Source organism: Bacillus sp. LQ01 (assembly GCF_057624735.1).
Genome location: NZ_JBYEZL010000001.1, coordinates 1,932,312 through 1,955,753 on the forward strand (window position 1 = coordinate 1,932,312; position 23,442 = coordinate 1,955,753).

A 23,442-nucleotide genomic window follows, 5' to 3' on the forward strand; every position below is an offset into this window, starting at 1 on the left:
TTCATACATTTAACTTTCATTAACACTTATATTCATTTTCTAATAACAACTTGAATAACATCAGCTAAACCAGTGTGCCCTTTCCCTTCAATTCGCTCTTGTTCGCCATTAAAGAAATGAATTACCTTATGTTCTTCACACCAAGTAAGGATATCAATTGGATCATACAGCATATCAACATCTTTTGGTCCACCAGTACTATAGTTTATTTGTTTTTTTGAGTAAACTTCAAACATAATTAAACCACCAGGCTTTATCGTTTGTATCATTTTACCTAATATCATTTTTTTATAATTATCATGAAAATGTCCAAATACCATAATTGCTGCATCATATTCATTTTCTGGCAAACTATCAGCTAATAAATCTACTTTTTTTGTATGCACGTTTACGTTATGCTTCTCTGCCAATTTTTTTGTCTTCTCTAATCCATCTTCCGAATAATCAATAGCTGTTACTTCGTTCCCTTGTCTTGCTAGAAATACAGCATTTCTACCTTCTCCCTCCGCGAAAGCTATTACTTTATTGTGATTTGCTAAACGAAATGCTTGTTCTTTAATAAATGTATTAGGTTCTTCCCCGTAAAAATATTCATCTGATTTATATCGATCATTCCAAAATTTAGTCATCATCTTCTCTCCTTCTTCATATCATTTTCTAACTACAATTAAAGATATCGAAGAGTCTTTTTATCCTTAATTAATTTAAAAATAAAAGCAGATTAAAAATCCACTTTTATTTTTTTCGCAAGATCTACGATTTTTTGATTTCGTAACTCTTCTTCCATTTTCTCTTCTGCTGCAAGCATTACTTCATTAATTAAACATCCAGGTTTGTCATGTAAACAACATTCAAACAATGATGTTTTACCTTCAATTGCATGTATAATATCTAAAAATGAAATATCTTCCCAATTCTTACTAAGCGAGTAACCGCCCTTTGGACCAGATGATGAATGTATCATCCCTTCCTTCGTCAACTTAGTTAGTATTTTAGACAAGTACGTTGGTGAAACATTTTGCATTTCTGCTAATTGGTGAACACTAACTAACTTATTTGGTGTAGCCTTTGCCAGAAAAAGCATTGTATGAAGAGCATAATTTGTAGCTTTAGAATATTTCATAATACAGCTCCTATTGTAGACTTCATGTATCTACAATAACTTTATTTTTTTATTATGTCAAACGTTTGTAATACTCCATACAACATTATTTCTTCACAAGTAATACATCTGCCGCGCAAATCGTCACTTCTCTAAATGGAGAGTCAAATAAAACACCTAGTTCAAAACCATCTTCAGTAAGAGCTATTTCATGATATAACCACCAAGCATTTTCAAAGCTTTCCGGCATAGAACACTTTGTTACTCCTATAAAGGTTACTTCAAGTTTATCAAATTCACTAAAAGTACCACTGCAATCTAATACGATAGACAAAGTATCTTCTGATTCTCTCTTTATTACTTTAATTACACTATCGTGTAGTGATGTCTTGTGTAACTGAGCGACATTTGACGGAAGTTTTTTCTCAATGGAATTAAAATATTCTACGTATAATTGATCTAATTGTGCCACTCTTTTCTCATAATCTGTTGTCCACTTTTGCATACGTTTTTTCAGTTCACCTGATGGGTATTCTGAATTAATTGTGATGTTTTGTATAATTGAGTATATCGATTCAGGAAGGAATTTTAATAAATCTATTTTCCTTTCCTCTATTTCTTCCTTTAAACTTTGTATATCCATTTCTGACCATTCTTTTATAGACTCTATAAAACTTACAAATTCTAAAACTTGCATTTTTTTATACCAATCTCTTGTAAAATATTTCAATGACACCTCTCCTAAAACATTTTTAAATCCAGTAAAAACAATATATCCACTTATTATATCATTCCAATAACTATTTTTTCTAAAGAAAAAATGTAAAACTGTAAATATTCCGCCTATTTTTTCCAAAACTTCAGAATATTTACAAAAGTATAAAATTAGAATACATTTTAGCTGTACAAGATTCACCTGTACAAAAATTCAAACAAAAAGGGATGGTTATATGTTGAAGAAATTAGTAGCAGGAACATTAGTAGCGGGTTTTGCATTAACTGGAGGACTAGGTGTGGTAAGTGCTGAAGAAAAAAGCAACACAATTAAGTCATTTGATTATTTAAAAGTGGATGAACAAAATGTTAATTCATTTGCAAAATTAAATGATCAGGATAAGAAAAATATCCAAATTACTATGGTATTACCAGAGCAAAATGAAAATGGGGATTGGCTAGCTTATGGTTTTACTAGTCGTGAAACATTAGATGCGTATATTGAAAAGGATAAAAAAGCAATTAAAAATAAAATTAATCCTTTAGGTAGCGGTGCTGGTAGTACTGATTTTTATGAACATAAAGATAAAGGTGGCCAATACATTTACTGGAGCAGCGGATTTAAAAACTTACCATCTAGCTGGAATGACAGAATTTCTTCTGTAAGTACAGCGTCACCTTCTGCAAGTTATTCAACGACACTTTGGGAGCACACTTCAACACAAGGATATGGAAAAGGCGTTTTATTTAAACATGCTGATTGGTACGGTAAAACTGCTAATTTAGCTGCTGATTGGAACGATATTACTTCAGCGATTGAAATTAAATAGTAATAAGACATTTAATTTCTTCTATAAAAATTCAAACCACTATTCTCTCTTTCATTTAGAGAATAGTGGTTTATCATATTTCTATTTAAGCATGTACAGCATGTCCTACTGCTTGCATTAACGCTTCATGAATCGCCTCAGATAAAGTTGGATGTGCTGCAATATAATCTCTCATTATATCAGCGGTAACTTCTGTATGAATCATTACGGTTCCTTGACCAATAAGTTCAGTTGCATAAGGACCGATAATAGAAATCCCTACAATTTCTTGGTATTTAGGTTCCACAATGACTTTTACTTTCCCTACTTGTTCTCCTAAAATAAGAGCTTTTCCGTTCGCTGTAAAAGGAAATTCTCCGATGAGAATATCACCATATTGTTCTCTTGCACCTTTTTCACTTAACCCGACACTAGCTATTTCTGGAGCTGTGTATATACATCGAGGCACAGCGTGATAATTTACTTTCACGTCTTCTCCACTTGCGTGTAATGCTGCTGTCGTTCCTTCATGGAAGGCAACGTGAGCAAGCTGAATTCCACCGATCACATCACCAGCTGCGTAAATATGTGATACGTTCGTTTGCATATGTTCGTTCACAGCAATCCCTTTATTTGAAAACTGAACCCCTGCTTTTTCTAAATCTAATTGTTGTACACGTGGTTTTCGGCCGACAGAAATGAGAACATATTCCGGGTTAGCTTCTTGGATACTACCTTCATATTCAAATGAAGCTTGCTTCTTATAATTATTTAATCCTTTTAAAGCAGCTCCTGTAAATATTTCTACGCCATCACTTTCTAATTTCTCTCTTAAAATATGTGCGATATCTTCATCTTCACCTGGTAATAATTGCGGTGCCATTTCAACAATCGTAACTTTTGTCCCAAGGCGACTATAAATACTTGCAAACTCACATCCTATTACACCACCGCCAACGATTAACAATGAAGATGGTACACTCTCAAGAGACATCGCATGGCTACTATTTAAAATCCATTTTCCATCAAACGGAGCGAATGGTAATTCTGTAGGTTCGGAACCAGCTGCGATAATAAACCTCTCTCCATCCACTACTTCTTCTTTATTTCCTTGTACAACTCGCACACGATGATCCGTTTCGAATTTCGCTTTTCCTTTTACAACTTTAATTTTATTTTTCTTCATTAAATATTGTATTCCTTGGACGAGTTGCATTACGATTTGTGATTTCCTTGCCTGTATTTGATCCCAATCAATTGATATACTTCCTGTATTAAGCGTAACCCCATAATCATTCGCTTTTCTCACAATGTCATGCACTTCTGCACTTTCTAACAATGATTTCGTCGGCATACACCCAACATTTAAACACGTTCCGCCAAGGTCAGCTTCATCAATAAGAGTGACCTCTTTTCCATTTTGAGCCGCGGTAATTGCCGCTACATATCCAGCTGGTCCGCCTCCAATTACAACTAATTTACTCATTCTCTCACCTTCTCTTTATAAAAGAATTGTTATAGGTTCTTCTAAATAATATTTAATTGTGCGTAAAAATGCAGCTGCTGGTGCACCGTCTAGTACACGATGATCGAATGTTAGACTTAAAGGTAACATACTACCTTTTTTAAATTTTTTCCCTTTATATACAGGAACATGTTCAATTGCGCCAATACCTAAAATACCAGTCTCAGGTGTATTTAATACAGGTGTGAAATATTCAATACCAAAGCTACCTAAATTACTAATTGTAAATGTCGTTCCGTGCATATCATCACTACTTAAGCTACCTGCTCGCGCCTTTTGTGCCATATCCTTAATCTCTTTAGACAACTCTACTAAAGATAAATTATTTGCAAAGCGAATAGCTGGAACGACTAATCCTTTTTCTAATGCGACTGCTATGCCTAAATGCACATGTTCAAATTGATGAATGGCATCATCTATATAAGCGCTGTTCATTTCTTTATGCTCTCTAAGCGCTAATACAACAGCACGAGAAACGAAATCCGTAATGGTTAGTTTGTTTTCGTATCGTTTTTGCACAACTTCCGCTATGTCTTTATGTAATGCAACTAAATCTGTAACATCTACTTTCATCGTTAACGTTAATTGCGCACTATTTTGTAAGCTTGCATGCATACGACTCGCAATTGCTTTTCTCATACCAGTAACAGGAACGACTGTACTTTCTTCTTGTTCAGGTACTTCTGGATTTGCTACTCTTTCTTCTAGCGCCTTTAATACATCTGCCTTTGTAATCCTTCCGCCAGGACCTGTACCAACTAATGCCTTGATATCCAGATTTTCAGACTTTGCAATTTTCTTCGCTACAGGTGAAATTTTAATTCTTTGCTTTGATACTTCTTTCCCATTTGGTTCTTGATTTTGTACATTTTGTACTTCTATATTAGATGTTTTTTCTTCTATAACATGTGTGCTTTCCTGCATTTCTACTTTTTCATTCGGTTTACCGATGTAGCAAATTACAGTACCAGGCGGCACTCCTTCATCTTCACTTACAGCTATATCAAGTACCGTACCATCAGCTGGCGCTTCAATTTCCGTTTCAATTTTTTCTGAATTAATACTAGCAATCAGTTCTCCTTTTGCTACATTATCGCCTGCTTTAATATTCCAGCTCGTAATAATACCTTCTTTCATCGCCATACCTAACTTCGGCATTACAACTTCTACAGCCATGTGTCTCTCTCCCTTCTCATCGTTTTATTACACATGTAATAAAGATTGGTCTCCAATCATTTCTGATACAGTTTCAATTACTTTTTCTGGCGTTGGCAAATACAACTTTTCAAGTGGTGGTGAGAACGGAACAGGTGTATGTGGTGCTGTAATTCGTTTAATAGGTGCATCTAACAAATCAAAACCTTTATCCGCTACAATTGCCGCAATATCTGTTGCGATACTACATCTTGGATTCGCTTCGTCAATAACGATAAGACGATTTGTTTTTTCAACAGATGATAAAATAGTATCTTCATCAAGCGGTGATAAAGATCGTGGATCAATTACTTCTACTTCAAGCCCCTTTTTCGATAATTGCTTTGCAGCTGCAAGTGCTGTATGAACTTGTTTTCCGATTGCGACAATTGTTACATCAGAACCTTCTCGTTTAATATCTGCTTTTCCTAAAGGAATTGTATAATACCCTTCCGGCACTTCACCTTTCATATTGTAAAGTGTTTTATCTTCAAAGAAGATTACTGGATCATCATCTTCAATTGCTGTTAATAATAAGCCTTTTGCATCATACGGCGTGGAAGGAACAACAACTTTAATACCTGGTATGCTCGTAAATAATGCGTACAAACTTTGTGAATGCTGAGCTGCTGCACTAAAACCAGCACCATGCATCGTACGTACTGTAACGGGTACTTTTGCTTTACCTCCAAACATATAACGGAATTTCGCACCTTGGTTTAATACTTGGTCAAGACAACTACCGATAAAATCATTAAACATTAACTCAGCTATCGGACGTAACCCAGTTGCAGCAGCTGCCATCGCAGCTCCCATATAACCCGCTTCAGAAATTGGTGTATCCAATATACGATTTCGGCCAAACTCTTGTACAAGTCCTTTCGTAACACCAAGAACACCACCCCAAGCTTCATCATCTTGCAGATGATCAACTTGTGCACCGCCTGCAACATCTTCACCTATTAAAATTACATTTTCATCACGACGCATTGAGATTTTCATCGCTTCATTAATTGCAGTTGACATACTTACTGTTCTAGTCATAATTTTTCACCCTCCTCTTATTTGTAAGAAACGTATACATCTTTTAATAATTCTTCATCGTCTGGGTATGGACTATTTTCACTAAATTCAATGGATCTTTGTACTGCATCATCTACTGCTTTTTCCATATCAACAAGTTCAAATTCCGTTAATAAACCTTCATGAATTAAATGCTTACGGAAATTCACAATCGCATCTTTTTCATTTAAATGTTCTTCTTTTTCTTCTGATGTTTTATATGTTTGCGCTTCACCTTCAAAATGACCGTAATTACGATATGTCATACATTCAATAATTGTTGGACCATCACCATTACGCGCACGTTCCACTGCTTCTGCAGCAGCTTTATATACAGCTAGAAGATCTTTTCCATCTACTTGAACGCCTGGAATATTATAAGCTTTTGCACGATCCGCAATAGAATCACAACTTGAAGCATATTCAAATGTAGTTGCTTCACCGTAACCGTTATTTTCTGCAATAAAAATAACTGGTAACTTCCAAATCGCCGCTAAATTAACCCCTTCATGGAATGTTCCTTCATTATTTGCTCCGTCACCGAAGAAACAAACACTTACATCTTTTGTTCCTTTATATTTAGCTGTCAATGCTGAACCGCAAGCAAGTGGGAAACCCCCGCCTACAATGCCATTAGCACCAAGCATTCCTTTATCTAAATCCGCAATATGCATGGAACCGCCTTTACCTTTACATAATCCTGTCGCTTTCCCGAAAAGTTCAGCCATCATACCATTTAAATCACAACCTTTTGCGATACAATGTCCATGACCTCTATGTGTACTTGTAATACTGTCACTATCCGTTAAGTGGGCACATACACCAACTGCTACCGCTTCTTCACCTGCGTATAAATGAACGAAACCTGGCAAAACGCCTTGCGCGAACAATTCATGTACCTTATCTTCAAACTTACGAATCTCTAACATTTTTTCATACATCCAACGAGCTTGTTCTTTCGTAATTTCATTCCCTTTACTTTCAGTTGTTTTTAACATGTCCAGCCCTCCTATTTTCTTGATCATCTTTTATATTGCAAGTACCGTGCCAAATTCTAATCCTTGATTTAATAGGTTTTCTCTTTTCTTTCATAATAAAAAAGTGGACAAAATGAGACATCTGTCTCGTTTTGTCCACTTTTGTTCACCTAATTTGAGAACTATTATCTTATTCATTATCAAAGCTCTGCTGTAATTTTCGGATGTAAATAATTTGGCCAATATGATATGCATTATGAGTTGTTACATTCGCTAACACTTCCCACCACTTTGCAGAAACAGGAAATCCTACTACATCACTTTCAACCTTTTCTTCATTTATAAGATTTTGCCATTGTAACAGTTTTTCTAGTAGTTTTTCCCGTAATTCATCGAAAGTTTGATTATCTGAAAGCATAAAACTTTTGTTATTATCTCCTATAGAGGGTACTGCATTAACATTTGATTCTTTATACCTAGTTTGCCACGTAGAGTTCCAATACAGTAAATGTTGTACGATTTCAGCTATACTATTACTCTCTTCATTCGGTTTCCAGAAAGCTTCCCTCTCAGATAAATCCTTAACTGCATCTGAAAATGGCATATACCAACTGGGATCATTTGCATTTGCTAATAACTGATCTGCTAATACATCTTTCACATGGACCATTTTTCTTCCCTCCTGTTAAAAAGATTCATTTCATGACAATACTCACTTCTCTAAATACGCTGAGTTTGTAAGATTTCCTCTTTTTAAGCATAACCCCATACATATGCACATAAAGAAACCGAAAGCACCTAATACATAAGCTAATGCATAACCACTTCTCCCAATAACCCAGCCCGCAATTCCAGGTCCAATCATTTGCCCAACTGCATAGAAAACAGATATAAAACTAATTGCCATTGAGACATATTTCGGAGATACTTGCTTTGAAGCTGCAACTTGAATTAATAATAGTATACCTCCGAGGCTAGAACCCCAAATAATTGCCGACACGATAAAACCAGTTATATTTCCAAATATAATTGGAGCCATATCACCTATAATAGCTAATAAAAGCGCACTACATAAACTCTTCTTTATACCAATTCGATCCGAAATAAATCCCCAGACAGATGCTCCTACGATTGAAAAGATGCCAGCAATTGCATAAACAGTCCCCGAAATTGATGCTGAGATACCACTATCAATCATAAAACTAGTTTGATATAAATTTGGAATTAAATATACAACACCAACAATAAAATACATCCATGCAATGATATATAGTTCTTTCGTTTTCCATAAAAACGATTTATTACTCATTTTTTGCTCATCTTCAGTAACTTCTGGATTTTTCAAAACAACTGAAGCGGCAAATACAATGATACATGTAATAACTCCAAACAAAAACCATGCACCACGCCAACTATACTCAGGAAATGTGCGCACTACATAAGGAACAATTATTCCACTAAATAGCATACCTATACCTGCACCGCTTAATAACAATCCCATTACAGTTCCTCTTTTGTCTGGAAACCACCCTACCGTTATTGACATGAGTGGTGTATATACAAGAGCACTACCAGCTCCAGCACATAGCATACAAAAAGCAACTATCCAAAATGAAGAAACAAACGCTAATCCCATTAAGCTTATAACGACGAACCAACTGCCTATTAATAAAACTGATTTTGCGCCAAAACGGATAGTAAATATTCCAGATGTTCCTACAGTTAATAAATAACCTAAAAAAAGTATGGTTCCTAGCATACCTGATTGAGCCGTAGATAAGTGAAGTCCTTCCTGCATAAATGGCAGTATAATTCCATATGCCATACGGGCGAAACCAGTTGTTGTTATAATAAGAAAGATTCCTATTAATACAAATATCCAAAAATGACTTTCATTCCGCTCTTTCATTTAAATTCCTCCATAAAAAATTATTTCCAATTGGATGTTGATTGTAATTATAATGATTATGACAAAATACAACTACCAAATGGTGGAGGAGTTTACGGTATAACGGATTTTTAATACATACGCAAAATTTCAGAAGGTTTCATTCCATATTTCTTTTTAAATGACTCTGAAAAATGACTAATATTATTGTATCCAACAGCAACTGCCGTTTCGGTCACATTACTAGTTCCCGAACGCAATAAAAGCATTGCTCTTTCCATTCGCTGTTCTCTTAAATATGCAAATGTGGACGTGCCAAATAATTCTTTAAAACCAATTTTTAATTTATAATCATTTAATCCTACTATTTTAGCCAATTCTAATAATGATGGGGGTGACTCCATTCTTTGAAGTAAAATTTCTTCAGCTTGTTTTATTTTATTTAAATCCTTTTTGGATAATTGGCTCCTTTTATTTGCATCACGATCATTCAGTAATACTTTCCCAAAGTATATAGAAAGCAATTCGAGCGCTTTACTTTCTATTTCGAGTTGATTAATACGATCCTTTTGGGGATTCTCTAACATTCTCTTAATAATATTAGATGTTAGGGCATCAATGGGGGTTTGAAACTTTTTAAAAGATTGATTTCCTATTATAGTATGAAAATCATGACTTTTTTCAATAGCACAATTTAGCATGAAATGATTAAACAACTGTACAGGAATTCCAATTGCTAATGAATATAGTGGAGTTTCTTTTTCATATTCAAATAGAACTTCAAAGTCATTCATAAAATATAAATAGCTATTCCCAGCCATTAATTTATTTGTAGAGTAACCAACTTGTACTTCCCCGGATCCTTGTAAACAAAAATTAAGTTCCACCATTGCTGCATCCGATGCAAATTGAATGCGATGGTTTTTATGAAACTGGTAATTTGATAGCACTATTTCCATTCCAGAAAACGAGCTCCACCTTCGCACTTCACCCATACCTATTGTTTTTGGCACATACATATATCTTTCTTCTACAACTTGTAACCCATGAAAATATTTACTAAAAATATCATGAAAACTGTTAGTCTTCATGAAATCCACACTCCTTTTATATACAAATTACAATCAATTGATAATCATTTTCAATTATAACAAATATCTTTATACAATAAATAGCTTTTACCTTTATATCTCGTTATGATAAAAGAAAAAGAAAGCGAGCCGACAATGAATAAAAAAATTGCAATTATTACTGGGGCTTCAAGTGGATTCGGCCTATTAGCAACGCTTGAACTTGCGAAAAAAGACTATTTAGTCATTGCTACAATGCGAAACCTAGAAAAACAAGGAACCTTACTATCTCAAGTTACTGAACTCAACTTACAGCAAAATATAAAAGTTCAACAATTAGATGTAACAGATCAAAATTCTATACATAACTTTCAATTATATATAAAAGAAATAAACAGAGTAGACCTACTTATTAATAACGCAGGATATGCAAATGGGGGCTTTGTAGAAGAAATTCCAGTAGAGGAATACCGCAAACAATTTGAAACGAACCTATTTGGGGCTATATCAATTACTCAGCTTGTCTTACCGTATATGAGAAAACAAAGAAGTGGAAAAATCATTAATATTAGCAGCATTAGCGGCCAAGTTGGATTCCCTGGTTTATCTCCTTATGTATCTTCAAAATATGCATTAGAAGGCTGGAGTGAATCACTTCGCTTAGAAGTAAAACCTTTCGGAATAGATGTTGCTTTAATTGAACCAGGTTCTTATAACACAAACATATGGGAGGTTGGGAAACAACTCGCTGAAAACCAATCTGATACAACATCTCCTTACAAAGAGTATATGGATAAAATACAAAAACATATTAATAGCGGCAGTGATACATTTGGTAATCCGATAGATGTTGCTAATAAAATTGTAGAAATTGCTGAATCTAAGCGTACAAATTTACGATATCCAATCGGTAAAGGTGTGAAATTTATGATCTTTGCGAAGAAGATTCTTCCTTGGAGATTGTGGGAATATCTTGTTTTGAGGAGTTTTAGGAAGTTGTAAATAAAAAGAGTAACTATCAAGATAAATAATGGTAGCTACTCTTTTTAAATATTCATCATAAAAAAACAAAACGATATTAATATGTAGAAAGAGGATCAAAATAAAGTAACATTGAAACCATAAAAACAAATGCAAAGAATCCAATTATAGAAAGAATATATTCCTTTGTTTCTCTGTTATACTTCCATTCCATCCATACGCGTAATAAGGAAATTGCTCCAAAATAAGTAAGTACAGCAATTCCTATATTAGCATTTTCTACTTTGAACAGATAAATAAAACTTACTATAAGATATATGATAAAAAGACCTATTTCTAATTTTACATGTAAACCATTTATATGTTTATATATCCAAACATTCCCCTTTGGCATATTTAATTTTTTCCTTAAAAACTTTTCTAAAAAATATCCTCCAATTATCATACTAATAACTATAATCCAAATAGTAGAGTTGCCCATTGCATTCCCTCCTATTAAATTAATTATGTTTTCGTAACAAAGTGGACTATATAATTTTTTAATGTTTCGATAATATCTTCATTTTCTTTATGCTTACTTCTTTAGTAGTAGTTTTATCAAGACATGTTTTATGTATTGTACAGCAACAATCTATTTCCCATCCTTTTCTTCGGGATGTATACCTTTTTTCTTGCTATTTTTTCAAAATGAATGCAGATAGTACTCATAAAATTAATAGAGTTATTTTTCTAATTGACAAAAAAACTATCCTTTTATTTTCTTACTTTCATTTTCTCCGGCTGATCACTCGGATACGTAGCATTCTCTTTATTTTCAACGTCCCAACTAATTATAGTCGCACTATCACGTCCCAACTGATGATGCACGTGTTCTAAAACATTGTGAATATTTTCTTTAAGTGTTTTATCATTTCTGTTCATAGCATTATACAAATTTACAGGTATTTCATATCGGCGTTCCCCGCATTCTAATACTCCATCTGTCACCATTACAATTCGGTTCTTTCCAGTACGTAATTCACGAATACCTGATGAATAGCAAGGAACAGGTAAATCAAATGTGTTTACATTTCCAATCCATTCGTAAAAATGACGTTGATTTAATGCATATTGTCCTAACTTATGTAACTCTTCATGAAATACATACACTAAACAATCACCGATAGAAAGCCACCATATATAATTTTCTTTCCTTACACATAGTAAGCAAGCTGTTTCACCTTTAATTTTTTTGCACTTTTCCTTAAATGAAGATGCCTGAAAAATTGTCAGTATATGATTTTCAACAGATTGAAACACTGTATTAATTGGTTCATTCAAAATTACTTTTATATTTTCATATTCTTTTTCGATTGTATTTACTACTAAATCAACACTTTCTGCACTATTATGTCCATCTAATATAGCTGCAAATTCCCATTCGCCATTTGACCAAACTAATGCACCATCTTCATTCTTTTTCGCTCCAGCACTTATATTCCCACCATATTTACCAAGTACAATATCACCATATTGTTTAACTGAAATTTCTCCTAAACACATTTCTATATTTCCAACCCATGAATATTGTGTATTATTTTTTGTATGCATACTCATTTACCATATACTTTCGTATTCTTTCACATAGTTTTTTTATTTTCTCTTCGTCACCATATGGTGCGCCAGTCCATTTCGCTATCTCGGTTGGTGACCAAAACTCTTTTGGTGTATTCGGATAACGCGGAATAATGTGCATATGCATATGTGGTACACTATTTCCTGAAACAAAAGTGTAAATATGCTCTGCACCTTCGCTTTCTTTTAGCGCTTTACTTACTCTACTTGTTATAAGTCCGAACGCTTTCGCTTCTTCATCTGTTAGTTCAGCAAGGCCAGGTACATGTCTTTTTATATCTATCATTACATAACCCAGGTATGTTTCTTCACTATCCCAGTGGACATGTCCAACGTAAACGAGTTCATCTTCGTAAATAGCTCCACCTGGAACTATAATATTTCCTATATGTTTTTTGCAAATGAAACAGTTTTGTTCTATTTGATTGTTTGTTGACATATCCATCACCTTCCTTTTCATATATAATATCACAAAAAAAGGAAAAACAGGTTTCGTATTCCGAATTTTCATTCTTTTGATACAACAATTTTTGAAATGAATTTACATCTCATTATTTCTTCAAAAACGCAATCACAATTATAATCCCAATTACAATTCCTATTACTAAATTATTTGTAAAGTGCCCTTGAAATACACCAATTACAACCCCTATACCGACACCTATTGCCAAAGCATCATTTCTTTTTTTATTTTTAGCCAAAATCACATCTCCTCCCATCATTTCTCCCTAAATAACATACATTTACTTGAATGTATTAATATAAGGACTATCTCGCTTAAATATTTCCAAAAAATGTACTGTAACTTCACATATAATATTTTCCATTTTCTGTACATACTCCTTTTATATTGGAAAATTTTCAAGTAACTATTAATTATACATAGGCATTTACTATAAGAAAGCTTCGTAATTTATTGAAGGAGGAACGATTCAAATGTATCCTCATTGGAATCCAAATATAAATCAACAGTATGTTTATTCCCCTCATCCCGCAAGGAATACATTGCATCATGATTCACAATATATGATGCAGCGTATTGCAAGTCTTGAAAATCAATTAACTAAATTAATCTCATTAATCGAGGAAAATAATCAATTAATTAAATCAATGGAACAACAAAAAAACCAAGTTTGTGCACCAGCTGGAGGTTCTGTTATCGTTCGTATGTGATCTGGATGCAATAAAAAACACACTTTGTATTATAAAAGTGTGTTTTTTATTCATTATTTTCTTTTCGTATGGAGCCCTTGTGTAATTCGATCTAATATAATTGCGATTACTACGATAGCTAATCCAGCTTCAAATCCCATTCCGATATTAACTTGTGTTACAGAGCGATATACATCAACTCCAAGTCCTGGAGCTCCTACAAGTGATGCTGTTACAACCATCGATAACGAAAGCATAATGCTTTGGTTCACACCAGCCATAATCGTTCCGGTTGCAAGTGGTAATTGTACTTTAAATAGTTTTTGTGATGCCGTGGATCCAAACGCATTCGCTGCTTCAATTAAATCTTCTGGAACTTGTCTAATTCCTAAGTCAGTAAAACGAATTGTCGGTGGCATTGCAAAGATTACTGATGCAATAATTCCAGGTACTACACCTACTCCGAAAAATGTAATCGCTGGAATAAGGTATACGAATGCAGGCATTGTTTGCATAAAATCTAATGTTGGTTTTAAAAATTTTGAGAAACGTTCATTTTGAGATGCTAATATACCAATTGGAATTCCGACAATAATTGAAATAATAACAGACGTAAGTACGAGTGCCAATGTTTGCATCGTTTGTGCCCAGTAGTTAATATTCAAAATAAATAATAATCCAATAAGCGTAAAAATGACTAAAGATAATTTCCTCGTTGTGTACCAAATGAGGAAACATAAGATAATAATCATCAATATGGCGGGTATTATTGTTAAAAAATTAGTGAGTAAATCAACAAATCCGCCAATAATATAAGAGAATCCTCGGAATAAGCCTTCAAAGTGCTCATATAAACTTGCAACAAATGAGTCGACCCATTCCCCTAATGGAATCCGCGGTATACTATTCATCGTCTTTCACCTCTTCCTCAATGTTTCCTGCAAGAGCTTGAATGACACTTTCACGTTTAATAATTCCTCTTAGCCTTTTCTTCTCATCGATTACTGGTAACGGATATTTCATCTCTGCCATTTTTGCATATGTCTCTTCCAGTAAAGTATCCAAATACACATGCGGAATATCATTAAGTAATAAATCAGCAATCGGCCACTGTTTTTGTACTGCTTTACTCGCATCATCCGCAGTTAATATACCTAAAAACTCATACTTTTTGTTTACAACATATACAGTTGAAACACCTGCATTCCTCATAATTTGAAGGGCTACACGAGGACCACGATCAATTAATAAAGTTTCTGGTCGTTTTAAAATAGACTCCGCCGTAATTACTTTTCCTAAATTCACATCCGCAACAAACTTTTCTACAAATTCATTAGCGGGGCTCATCATAATTTCTTCTGGTGTTCCAATTTGGACGATTTCTCCATCTTTCATTAATGCGATACGATCTCCAATTCGAAGCGCTTCGTCTAAATCATGCGTAATAAATATAATCGTTTTTTCCATTTTATCTTGTAACTCTAACAATTCATCTTGCATTTCTTTTCGAATAAGTGGATCTAATGCACTGAATGACTCGTCCATTAGTAATACATCTGGATTATTCGTTAGTGCCCTTGCAATTCCAACGCGCTGTTGCATACCACCACTAAGTTGACTTGGGTAATTATCTTTATGATGATCGAGTCCTACTAACTGTAGCGATTCTAACGCTTTTTTCTCTCGCTCTTCAACCGGAACTCCTTGTATTTCTAAACCATATGCAACATTTTGTATAACTGTACGATGCGGAAATAGAGCGAATTTCTGAAATACCATACTCATTTTCGTTCTTCTTACTCTCCGTAACTCTTCTTTTCCCATCGTTGCGATGTCTTCACCATCTATGTATATATGACCTGCAGTTGGTTTAATCAATTGATTTAACATACGAACTAGCGTAGATTTCCCGCTACCAGACAAACCCATAATAACGAAAATCTCTCCAGAGTAAACTTCAAACGTTGCTTTTTTCACCCCAACGTTCATTCCTGTCTCTTTTAAAATTTCCGATTTACTTTTTCCTTCTTTTAATAAGGAAAGGGCCCTTTGCGGATGTTTCCCGAATACTTTTGTTACGTTTTCAACACGCACCTTTGTATTATCCATGTCACTACTCCTTTTCTACCCATCTATTCACATAGTGTTGCGATTTTACCAAGAAATATTACATAAAAATGACATTCATAAGATTTCTTTAAAATTCTCGTTTCCGTTCATAATAAGAATGCTTACTTATACATTTATTTTATAAGGCAAACGTTACTTAGGAGGTTTTCGATGCGAAAGAAAATTTGGTTTATATGCCTTGCATTATTTATTACTATGATTTTCACTTCATGTAATGCAACAAATGCAAATTCGAAAGGAAAAATTAAACTTGGTGTAACAAGTTGGAAAGAAAATATTGCAACCGCAAACATGTGGAAAGTTTTATTAGAAGAAAAAGGCTACAAAGTTGAGCTCATGTATTTAGAAAAAGCCGCAATTTGGACTGGTGTCGCTCGTGGTGATGTTGATGCGAATTTAGAAGTATGGCTACCAGTTACAGATAAACCGCTAAACGATCGTTATAAAGATGATATTGTCTTAAAATCAAAATGGTACGAAGGTACTGGACTAGGTTTAGTCGTCCCTTCTTATATGAAAAACATAAACAGTATCGAAGATTTAAATGCTCATAAAGATGAACTAGAGAATAAAATTGTCGGTATCGAACCCGGTAGTAGTCTTATGAATTTAACGAATAAAGCAATGAAAGAATATGATATAAAACTAAAACTTGTCCAATCCTCTGAAGCTGCGATGATGAGTGAACTAAAGAAAGCATATACGAAAAAGAAACCAATCGCTGTTACGCTTTGGAATCCGCATTGGGGCTTTTCAGAATTTGACTTAAAATATTTAAAAGACCCTAAGAAAGTATATGGTGAAAAAGATGACATTTATTACTCTGTTCGTAAAGGTTTCGAAAAAGACCATCCGGATATCATAAAATACTTTGACAAATGGAAGATGAACGATGAACAGCTTGGTACATTAATGGTCGAGTTAAATAAAACGAAAGATCCCGAAGAAGCGGCGCGAAAATGGATTAAGAAGAATCAAGCGCTAGTTGATGAATGGATAAAAGATTAATAAAAATAGGCTAGAGGGTTAGCATATCCTCTAGCCTGTTTTTAACTTATTTTTTCGTAACAACGTTATCTACAATCCCATATGCCTTCGCTTCTTCTGCAGTCATAAAATAATCTCTTTCTGTATCATGTGCTACTCTTTCAATCGGTTGCCCCGTTTTTTCTGCAATCATTTTATTAATATCATGCTTTAACTTTAATATTCTTTTCGCAGTTATTTCAATTTCTGTTGCTTGCCCTTGTGCACCACCAAGCGGCTGATGAATCATAATTTCACTGTTAGGGAGAGCAAACCGTTTTCCTTTTGCTCCTGATAATAATAACAATGCACCGAATGATGCCGCAAAGCCCATGCATAGCGTTTGCACATCTGGTTTAATTAAATTCATCGTATCTAATATTGCAAAACCTGCTGTCGTTGAACCGCCAGGGCTATTGATGTATAAGAATATATCTTTTTCTGCATCTTCTGCTTCTAAAAATAATAATTGCGCTACGACACTACTCGCTACTTGATCATTAATTTCTGAGCCGATAATAATAATGCGGTCTTTTAATAACCTTGAATATATATCATAGGAACGTTCTCCTAATTTTGTTTGTTCTACTACATATGGAATTGCATTCATTTTAAATCCCTCCAATACTTGTTATGCTGCGTAAAGCATATAACTGTAGGAAGAAGGGTTTTTCACATTAAATAATAAGACTGGCTGTTTAGATGGTAATTTAGTAAAATCTATTGTCGGAAGAAGCTTCGTTAATAATTCTGGTCTTTCCTCACGAATAGATGTTACAACAACTTCAATATCCTCTGTGAATTCGACTATCTCAATCCCTTCTTCACTTACAGTTTTCAGCCTATTTCTACTCCGAAATAAAGAAGCTTTCACTGCACCTTCTGATACAGAACACACTTTAGCAATATCAGCGATACTATATTGAAAAACATCTTTTAATAATAAAATTGCGGATTGCTGTACATTTAATGAAGACAATACTTTCCCTACCATTTCATGCAAATCTGCAATGTTCTCATGTGGTTCTTCAAAAGTGATTTGTCCTCTTATTTTTTCATGAACAGACTTAGACTTCATCTGATCTAACCAACGATTTCTTGCTATTTTATAGACGAGTGTCATACAAATATCTTTATTTCTATATTTTCGAAGCACTTTACACACTGTTTCTTGGGCGAGATCTTCCCCATCCCATTTGTTTTTCGTTAAAAAAGTACAGTATCTTTTTAACTCTCCATATTGTTCAATTAAAAAGTTTATATTTGAATGATTCATATCGATATGATTCTTTAAAACATGAGTTACTTTTGTGCACAAAATAACCACTCCTTTTCAGCGCTTACTTAATAAACGATTCAACATTAAAAAAAGTTACGGGGATATAAAAAAATAATGTTTATGTTCAATAATTCGCGGTCATAAATATGTTATGTACAATTTTACGTGAGGAGGAACAAATTTGCCAAAATTAACAATTGAAGGTGCGGGAACTTTTGATGTGAAAGAAGGAACAAAGTTAGTATTAGCAATTGAAGATAGCGGTGTCAACATTCTTCATCGTTGCGGCGGGAATGCACGTTGTACAACTTGTAGAGTAGAAATACTAGCAGGTGATTTCTGTGAAGCGAGTGCGAATGAGAAACATGCAATGACGGAAAAAGGAATTGAAGATCATTTACGATTATCTTGTCAAATGCGTGTACATAAAGATATAGTCGTTCGTCCGGTACTTACAGTTGAAAATTCAGGTCTTGATGCTGGGCCACGCCCGGCGGAGTAAAGTGATGAATTTAAAACAGCTCGCTGGCGAATATGCTGCTAACTTTGTAAATGATGGCATGAAAATTGGGCTTGGTACAGGTTCTACTGTATATTGGACAATACAAAAATTAGGTGAACGTGTAAAAGAAGGATTATCATTTCAAGCTGTACCAACATCAAAGGAAACTGAAGCATTAGCACAGCAACTAAATATCCCCCTAATTTCGTTAAACGACGTACAAAGCCTTGATCTTACAATTGATGGAGCGGATGAAATTGATTCAAATTTACAACTTATAAAAGGCGGTGGTGGTGCATTACTTCGTGAAAAAATCGTTGCCTCTTCCTCTAAAGAACTAATTATCATTGCTGATGAATCGAAATTTGTAACACATTTAGGTAATTTTCCATTACCTGTTGAAATCATCCCTTTTTCATGGAAACAAACCGAAAATAAAATTCAGTCTTTAGGGTGTCAAACCACATTACGTTTGAAAAATGATGAAACTTATATAACCGATAACAATAACCTGATTATCGATTGTATATTCCCTAATCATATTTCTAATCCTGCCCATTTACACACCCAATTAAAAATGATTACTGGTGTAGTTGAAACAGGGTTGTTTATAAGTATGACGAGTACAGCAATTATTGGTACTAAAAATGGGATAAAGAAATTGTAATAAAAGCTAACTTTTTAAAGTTGGCTTTTTAGTATGTTCTTCTTCTCTTAATAGTGCTTTATTATGATATACTAGGAAAACGCAAACTGATTACACTAGAAAGGACTGAACATTTTGCAATCCAAACTTATAACAGAACTTGCTGATTTAGAAACTGCCTTTCATATTCGAAAAGAAGTATTTGTAAAAGAACAAGGTGTCCCTCTTGCAGATGAATTCGATACATTCGATGAAATCGGAGAGCAATGTAAACATATTTTAGTTTATTATCATGAACTTCCTGTAGGCACAGGTCGTATACGATTTGTTGATGGTGTCGGAAAATTAGAACGTATTTGTATTTTAAAAGATTATCGTACATACGGATTAGGTAAAGTCATCATTCAAACGTTAGAAGAACTTGCTCGTAACGAACAAGTTACGAAAGTGAAACTACACGGTCAAACACAAGCTGAAGGATTTTATAAAAAATTAGACTATGAAACTTCTTCTGATATATTTATGGAAGATGGCATTCCGCACATACTTATGACGAAAATGTTATCATAATAAAAAGGGTAGTATATGAATCTTATGTATTCATACACTACCCTTTTTTATTAATAGAAAAGTGAATTCTCAAGATTACCTTTTGCATCAAAGCCCATCATCTCTTAGTTCATACCTAAGTAAAGCTTACACTGTTTTCCATAATGATAATGCATAAATCCAGTTTGGATCACCATTTCCTTGATAACTCTGGACTGCTTCATATACTTTTCCTTCGTGTAAAACTCTATCTCCCTTTTTATATGCTTTTTTTGCATCCCACGCTTCATATGAAGCGCTTTCGGTTTTTGTAGTAATTGTGAATATATCACTCTGTACGGATTCATTTCCAGCTACATCAACAGCTTTCACTACATATTTATAAGTAGTATTAGCGAGCAGATTTTTATCCAAATAAGAAGTTGTATTGGATGTTGCAATCTTTTTCATTGATCCTTCTGTTTCTCTATAAATATCATAATGGTCTACACCAATATTATCGTCAGATGGACTCCACATTAAATCCACACTTGACGCTGTCGTTCCCATACTATGTAATCCTTTTGGTTGTGTTGGTGCTTCTGTATCAGGAGTCTCAACTGTCGTTTTTACTGTAAGCGCTGTACTTTCTGTCGATACATTGCCAGCTGCGTCAATTGCTTTTACAGTATAAGAGTATTCTGTACTTGGTTGTAACTTCTTATCAATAAAATGAGGCCCTGGTACTGTATCAATCATCTCTCCGTTACGGAAGATTTGATATCCTTTTACCCCTACATTATCCGTAGAAGCGTTCCATGTTAGTTCTACACTATTCGCTGTTACTTTTTGCGTCTGAAGTCCATTTGGAATACTTGGTGCTTCTATGTCTGGTTTCACATCATTAATAAGATTAACATCAATTACATTATAGAATGCATTTGCTGTATCAGCTACATCCCATACTGCTAAAATCACATGATATCCACTACGATCAGTAGGTACATTGATTTTATGAGTTAAATTATTTGAAGCTGCAGAACCATCATGTTGTACAGTTCCAATTGGTTCGAAATCTGCTCTTGTTAGCGCTTTATTTGGATTCCATCCTTTTTTAGTAATATAGTAATGCCACTTACTCGTTAAGTGAGGCGCAGTATACTTCCAAGTAAATGTATTTTCCCCACCAGTGATTGTATTTTTAAACCAACGATTTGCTGTTTGTTGATCTAAAATACCACCAAATTTTCCGCCTGCTGAAGCAATTTGTCCATCTACTGGACCACCTTGTGGGAACCCTTTTGGAGCTTCTAAACTTTGTGGTTCATACATAACACTTCCACAGTTTACATTTAGCGCACCATAAGTTGGACTACATAAAGCGGATCGGCTACCGGGCTTTTCAACAAAACCGTGCGCATAAGCATTTTGAGGAATAAGTGTCGTACTAATAATTCCAGCTGTTAATGCTACAACTCCTAAACTTTTTTTGTTCATTTTCATATTTTGTAGTTGTTTTAAAAATCGATTATTCATGTTCATGTCCCCTTCTTGTTATACTTTGTAGTGGAATGTGGGCTTTGATGTAAAAGAATAACAAGAGACAAACTTGTACCGATGTATGTGTTAATTATGCATACACCGCAGTGAAAATATATTTTTTCCTTGTGAAATATTTCACTTTATGAATATATCATGACATAGAACTCGCCTAAGCATGTGCAGAAGTTGTGCAGAAACAGTGAAATTATTACTAACATATAAAACCACATCCTGAAATCATAAATTAAAACTTTAATTAGTTGGGGTTTTACGGTCGGTTAATACGGGATAAAATAAAAGTGTGCAGCAGAAATTGTAGACTTAGTTCTCAAAATTCACATTTAGTATTTTCATTTTTTCCATTTAAACAATTCTTCTCTTCCTACAACAGAAAAGTGTCTATATCATTTAATATAGACACTTTTTTCATGTATAACTTTATATTTATTACTGACCTACAAATGTAAAAATTTCATCAACAGCTTCCTTATATCCACCCGATGTTCGGAATGATTCCTTCAAATTCAAAGCAGCCTCTTTATATGAAGGGTTATTTAAAATTAACTCCACACTTTCACGCAATTTCTCCACGGTTAATTCATTCATATGTAATTGAACTCCTGCTCCAAGACTCTCCACTTGCTTTGCAATTGCTGGCTGATCTGCACTTTGCGGTATTACAACGAGCGGAACCCCGTTATATAATCCTTCATGCGTACTGTTCATCCCGCCGTGTGTAATAAATAGTTTCGTATAAGTAAGCAGTTCGGTTTGAGGCACATAGTTTTTCACAATGAAGTTTTTAGGGATTTCGCCTAGATCACTTATTTTTGTATTATTACCAATAGACATAACAATTGTATGCTCACTATTCTCAAAGGCCTTCATACACAGTTTATAAAAGTCAATCGCTTCATTAAAAACAGTACCTAATGAAATATAAATCGGACTTTTTTCTTCAATTGAAGTAAAATCAACGTCTCTGTTTTTCATTTGTGCAGAGATAGATGGTCCTACAAATTTATATGTTTCATCAAACGTATCACCAAAAGGCTGAAACTCCTTAATTGTATACACAATAGTAAGAGGTGCAGGATTACAGAAAACTTCATACGATGATTTTATTTCAACACCATATTTTTCAGCAATTCCCTTCGTTAAGTTTTGAAAATCATTCTGTATTTTATCATGAATTTCTACTGGGATATTTTTTGACAGATGACCTAACATTTGCTCAAAAGATTTTTCATCCTGCGCAAAAGATGTGCATGAATTTATGGCTGGAAGTTTAAGAATTTGAGCAATTAAATGGCCACAACCAAACATAGAATCATGAATCATGTAATCAAAATGTTCACCTTCAATTTGTTCTAGAACGCTAGATATTACAATATCCGCTGTATGTAGAAGGCCGTTTATTCTTTCCTGTAAATAATTTCTGCCTCCAGATAGAAACGCTTTTATAAATTTTTGATCATCAATCGTTCGTACAGTAGCACCTGTCTTCTCAATCCGATCCCTGAAAGCTTCTATTGAAAAATAAACGACCTCTTCACCACGAGAAATCAATTCTTCTACAACTTGTAAAGTTGGATTTATATGTCCTTCTGATCCAGCGTTAATAAATAAAACACGCGCCATAATAAACACTCCTTACGTTAAATCGTTTCTATGTTGGCAAGAGTACGGATTTTCTCCATA

Annotated in this window: 27 protein-coding genes; 7 read left to right on the plus strand and 20 right to left on the minus strand. The window is 34.2% G+C overall.

The genetic code is table 11. From position 1 onward, the window contains the following. Nucleotides 1–32 precede the first annotated feature (32 nt). From AC22L0_RS10075 to AC22L0_RS10085, 3 genes are all read right to left on the minus strand, one after another. The gene (locus AC22L0_RS10075) at nt 33–632 is read right to left on the minus strand and encodes a class I SAM-dependent methyltransferase (RefSeq protein WP_002196577.1); all 600 of its coding nucleotides are present in this window, start codon (nt 630–632) and stop codon (nt 33–35) included. Between the two features lie 89 nt (nt 633–721). Then, the gene (locus tag AC22L0_RS10080) at nt 722–1,123 is read right to left on the minus strand and encodes an Rrf2 family transcriptional regulator (RefSeq protein ID WP_000877650.1); all 402 of its coding nucleotides are present in this window, start codon (nt 1,121–1,123) and stop codon (nt 722–724) included. A gap of 85 nt (nt 1,124–1,208) precedes the next feature. After that, on the minus strand, nt 1,209–1,832 hold the full coding sequence (locus tag AC22L0_RS10085; protein WP_098281305.1) for a DUF4085 domain-containing protein: 624 nt from the start codon (nt 1,830–1,832) through the stop codon (nt 1,209–1,211). Nucleotides 1,833–2,052: 220 nt separating this feature from the next. Between AC22L0_RS10085 and AC22L0_RS10090 the strand changes: the two genes are divergently transcribed. After that, a complete protein-coding gene (locus AC22L0_RS10090) occupies nt 2,053–2,646 on the plus strand; it encodes a hypothetical protein (RefSeq protein WP_061656032.1) in 594 nt (197 codons plus the stop codon). Between the two features lie 85 nt (nt 2,647–2,731). Here the strand turns inward: AC22L0_RS10090 and lpdA are convergent, their stop codons facing one another. The 7 genes from lpdA to AC22L0_RS10125 all read right to left on the minus strand — a co-directional run bounded on the left by lpdA (nt 2,732) and on the right by AC22L0_RS10125 (nt 10,362). Then, nucleotides 2,732–4,111: a dihydrolipoyl dehydrogenase gene (gene lpdA, locus AC22L0_RS10095; protein ID WP_000041211.1), complete on the minus strand. Its 1,380-nt coding sequence runs from the start codon at nt 4,109–4,111 to the stop codon at nt 2,732–2,734. A gap of 15 nt (nt 4,112–4,126) precedes the next feature. Further along, nucleotides 4,127–5,326 carry a dihydrolipoamide acetyltransferase family protein gene (locus AC22L0_RS10100; protein WP_000257764.1) on the minus strand — a complete coding sequence of 400 codons (1,200 nt, stop codon included), beginning with the start codon at nt 5,324–5,326 and terminating at the stop codon, nt 4,127–4,129. A 27-nt stretch (nt 5,327–5,353) separates the two neighbouring features. Continuing rightward, on the minus strand, nt 5,354–6,388 hold the full coding sequence (gene acoB / locus AC22L0_RS10105) for an acetoin:2,6-dichlorophenolindophenol oxidoreductase subunit beta (RefSeq protein WP_087967034.1): 1,035 nt from the start codon (nt 6,386–6,388) through the stop codon (nt 5,354–5,356). 17 nt (nt 6,389–6,405) lie between these two features. Beyond that, complete coding sequence (gene acoA, locus AC22L0_RS10110) at nt 6,406–7,404, minus strand: acetoin:2,6-dichlorophenolindophenol oxidoreductase subunit alpha (protein WP_087967032.1); 999 nt, start codon at nt 7,402–7,404, stop codon at nt 6,406–6,408. 169 nt (nt 7,405–7,573) lie between these two features. After that, nucleotides 7,574–8,053 carry a DinB family protein gene (locus tag AC22L0_RS10115; protein WP_000233797.1) on the minus strand — a complete coding sequence of 160 codons (480 nt, stop codon included), beginning with the start codon at nt 8,051–8,053 and terminating at the stop codon, nt 7,574–7,576. Between the two features lie 42 nt (nt 8,054–8,095). Then, nucleotides 8,096–9,292, minus strand: coding sequence for an MFS transporter (locus AC22L0_RS10120; protein WP_000664567.1), 1,197 nt, complete (start codon nt 9,290–9,292; stop codon nt 8,096–8,098). A gap of 110 nt (nt 9,293–9,402) precedes the next feature. Continuing rightward, nucleotides 9,403–10,362: a helix-turn-helix transcriptional regulator gene (locus AC22L0_RS10125; RefSeq protein WP_000856359.1), complete on the minus strand. Its 960-nt coding sequence runs from the start codon at nt 10,360–10,362 to the stop codon at nt 9,403–9,405. A gap of 135 nt (nt 10,363–10,497) precedes the next feature. Between AC22L0_RS10125 and AC22L0_RS10130 the strand changes: the two genes are divergently transcribed. Further along, on the plus strand, nt 10,498–11,343 hold the full coding sequence (locus AC22L0_RS10130) for an oxidoreductase (protein ID WP_001034787.1): 846 nt from the start codon (nt 10,498–10,500) through the stop codon (nt 11,341–11,343). Nucleotides 11,344–11,419: 76 nt separating this feature from the next. Here the strand turns inward: AC22L0_RS10130 and AC22L0_RS10135 are convergent, their stop codons facing one another. The 4 genes from AC22L0_RS10135 to AC22L0_RS10150 form a co-directional block, all read right to left on the minus strand. Beyond that, nucleotides 11,420–11,803: a DUF4181 domain-containing protein gene (locus AC22L0_RS10135; RefSeq protein WP_000528450.1), complete on the minus strand. Its 384-nt coding sequence runs from the start codon at nt 11,801–11,803 to the stop codon at nt 11,420–11,422. Between the two features lie 272 nt (nt 11,804–12,075). Further along, nucleotides 12,076–12,912 (minus strand): PP2C family serine/threonine-protein phosphatase, encoded by an 837-nt coding sequence (locus AC22L0_RS10140; RefSeq protein WP_135238445.1) that lies wholly within the window; start codon nt 12,910–12,912, stop codon nt 12,076–12,078. Further along, nucleotides 12,896–13,396 carry an HIT family protein gene (locus tag AC22L0_RS10145; protein WP_139894526.1) on the minus strand — a complete coding sequence of 167 codons (501 nt, stop codon included), beginning with the start codon at nt 13,394–13,396 and terminating at the stop codon, nt 12,896–12,898. Before AC22L0_RS10145 ends, AC22L0_RS10140 begins: the two co-directional genes overlap by 17 nt. Nucleotides 13,397–13,487: 91 nt before the next feature. Continuing rightward, on the minus strand, nt 13,488–13,655 hold the full coding sequence (locus tag AC22L0_RS10150) for a glycine zipper domain-containing protein (RefSeq protein ID WP_002196584.1): 168 nt from the start codon (nt 13,653–13,655) through the stop codon (nt 13,488–13,490). A gap of 217 nt (nt 13,656–13,872) precedes the next feature. Here AC22L0_RS10150 and AC22L0_RS10155 point away from each other — a divergent pair, with 217 nt between their 5' ends. Next, the gene (locus AC22L0_RS10155; protein ID WP_000283222.1) at nt 13,873–14,109 is read left to right on the plus strand and encodes a hypothetical protein; all 237 of its coding nucleotides are present in this window, start codon (nt 13,873–13,875) and stop codon (nt 14,107–14,109) included. Between the two features lie 53 nt (nt 14,110–14,162). Here the strand turns inward: AC22L0_RS10155 and AC22L0_RS10160 are convergent, their stop codons facing one another. Both AC22L0_RS10160 and AC22L0_RS10165 read right to left on the minus strand, forming a co-directional pair. Beyond that, on the minus strand, nt 14,163–14,999 hold the full coding sequence (locus tag AC22L0_RS10160) for an ABC transporter permease (RefSeq protein ID WP_001084761.1): 837 nt from the start codon (nt 14,997–14,999) through the stop codon (nt 14,163–14,165). Next, a complete protein-coding gene (locus AC22L0_RS10165; RefSeq protein WP_000370606.1) occupies nt 14,992–16,197 on the minus strand; it encodes a quaternary amine ABC transporter ATP-binding protein in 1,206 nt (401 codons plus the stop codon). Before AC22L0_RS10165 ends, AC22L0_RS10160 begins: the two co-directional genes overlap by 8 nt. A 171-nt stretch (nt 16,198–16,368) precedes the next feature. On the opposite strand from AC22L0_RS10165, the gene AC22L0_RS10170 reads away from it, so the two are divergent. Then, nucleotides 16,369–17,226, plus strand: coding sequence for a glycine betaine ABC transporter substrate-binding protein (locus AC22L0_RS10170; protein WP_001227619.1), 858 nt, complete (start codon nt 16,369–16,371; stop codon nt 17,224–17,226). 46 nt (nt 17,227–17,272) lie between these two features. Here the strand turns inward: AC22L0_RS10170 and clpP are convergent, their stop codons facing one another. Together clpP and AC22L0_RS10180 are read right to left on the minus strand one after the other, a co-directional pair. After that, nucleotides 17,273–17,854 (minus strand): ATP-dependent Clp endopeptidase proteolytic subunit ClpP, encoded by a 582-nt coding sequence (gene clpP / locus AC22L0_RS10175; protein ID WP_000991611.1) that lies wholly within the window; start codon nt 17,852–17,854, stop codon nt 17,273–17,275. Between the two features lie 21 nt (nt 17,855–17,875). Then, a complete protein-coding gene (locus AC22L0_RS10180; protein WP_000337520.1) occupies nt 17,876–18,562 on the minus strand; it encodes an RNA polymerase subunit sigma-70 in 687 nt (228 codons plus the stop codon). Between the two features lie 142 nt (nt 18,563–18,704). Here AC22L0_RS10180 and AC22L0_RS10185 point away from each other — a divergent pair, with 142 nt between their 5' ends. The 3 genes from AC22L0_RS10185 (at nt 18,705) to AC22L0_RS10195 (ending at nt 20,241) form a co-directional block, all read left to right on the plus strand. Then, the gene (locus AC22L0_RS10185) at nt 18,705–19,025 is read left to right on the plus strand and encodes a 2Fe-2S iron-sulfur cluster-binding protein (protein ID WP_001125388.1); all 321 of its coding nucleotides are present in this window, start codon (nt 18,705–18,707) and stop codon (nt 19,023–19,025) included. 4 nt (nt 19,026–19,029) lie between these two features. Next, on the plus strand, nt 19,030–19,692 hold the full coding sequence (rpiA, locus tag AC22L0_RS10190) for a ribose 5-phosphate isomerase A (RefSeq protein WP_001049986.1): 663 nt from the start codon (nt 19,030–19,032) through the stop codon (nt 19,690–19,692). A 114-nt stretch (nt 19,693–19,806) separates the two neighbouring features. After that, nucleotides 19,807–20,241 (plus strand): GNAT family N-acetyltransferase, encoded by a 435-nt coding sequence (locus tag AC22L0_RS10195; RefSeq protein WP_001190864.1) that lies wholly within the window; start codon nt 19,807–19,809, stop codon nt 20,239–20,241. Between the two features lie 126 nt (nt 20,242–20,367). On the opposite strand, the gene AC22L0_RS10200 is transcribed toward AC22L0_RS10195, so the two are convergent. Together AC22L0_RS10200 and AC22L0_RS10205 are read right to left on the minus strand one after the other, a co-directional pair. Next, nucleotides 20,368–21,735 carry a lytic polysaccharide monooxygenase gene (locus AC22L0_RS10200; protein ID WP_087967028.1) on the minus strand — a complete coding sequence of 456 codons (1,368 nt, stop codon included), beginning with the start codon at nt 21,733–21,735 and terminating at the stop codon, nt 20,368–20,370. Nucleotides 21,736–22,188: 453 nt separating this feature from the next. Then, entirely contained in the window at nt 22,189–23,382 is a 1,194-nt protein-coding gene (locus tag AC22L0_RS10205; RefSeq protein ID WP_087967026.1) for a macrolide family glycosyltransferase, read from the minus strand. Between the last annotated feature and the right edge of the window lie 60 nt (nt 23,383–23,442).